The organism is Shinella pollutisoli, assembly GCF_024609765.1.
GTDB classification, from domain to species: Bacteria; Pseudomonadota; Alphaproteobacteria; order Rhizobiales; family Rhizobiaceae; genus Shinella; species Shinella pollutisoli.
The window spans coordinates 1-854 of the sequence record NZ_JANFDG010000072.1; the positions used below are offsets into that span (position 1 = coordinate 1).

An 854-nucleotide genomic window follows, 5' to 3' on the forward strand; every position below is an offset into this window, starting at 1 on the left:
TAGGTCCTGTTGACAAAGTATGGCAGCCATATCTTTGCGGCTGCCAGGGCGAGGAATGCCGAGAAGGATTTTCGTGTCTTGTCGTATCGGGTCGCGACGCGCCGGAACTGCTTGAGACGGTTGAACATCCGCTCGATGCGGTTTCGATCTTTGTAAACCCGAAAGTCGCAGGCAGGCGGGTTCTTTCGGTTGGCTTTTGGCGGAATGACCGGCCTGATACCGTGGATCAGGAGTTCTTCACGCAGGAAGTCACCGTCGTAGCCTTTGTCGGCGAGGAACAACCTCGGCTTGCCGACCGGTATCGCCAGCAAGTCAGGAACGGCGTTGTAGTCCGAAGCCTCGCCGCCTGTCAGGACGAAGCCAAGAGGGCGGCCCTGACCGTCTGCTCGGGCGTGGATTTTCGTCGTAAAGCCGCCGCGTGATCGACCAAAAGCCTCCTGATAAGTCCCCCTTTTGCGCCCGCCGCCTGCGAATGGCCGCGAACAGTGGTGCTGTCGATCATGTGCTGCCAGTCATCCGTCAGCCCCAGTTCGACGAGGGTCTCAAGCAGGGCGTCCCAAACGCCTTGTTCGGCCCAACGGCGGAAGCGCACATAGACCGAATTCCACTTTCCGTATCGCTCATGCATGTCGCGCCACGGGCATCCGACCCGAAGGACATGCAGCATACCGTTCAGATATTGCCGATTATCGTGCGACGGTCGGGACTTCCTGCCGCGTTCGGTGGGCAACAACCCCTCGATGATCCGCCATTCCATATCTGTCAGGTCGCCGCGAGCCAAAACTGCCTCCTAAAAAGCAGTCTTGAATCACGCTTCTGCTGATTTGGGAATCCACTTTGTCAACAGGACCTAG

Annotated in this window: 1 protein-coding gene; it reads right to left on the minus strand. The window is 58.2% G+C overall.

Annotated elements, in window-relative coordinates:
- Positions 1–781, minus strand: a protein-coding gene (locus NNZ72_RS25375; protein WP_257318462.1) for an IS5 family transposase whose coding sequence is annotated in 2 segments (ribosomal slippage) — positions 1–451 and positions 451–781 — 782 coding nt annotated over the 2 segments. Because the reading frame shifts where the segments join, the coding sequence is not laid out codon by codon here. This gene is flagged as partial in the annotation.
- Positions 782–854: the final 73 nt, after the last annotated feature.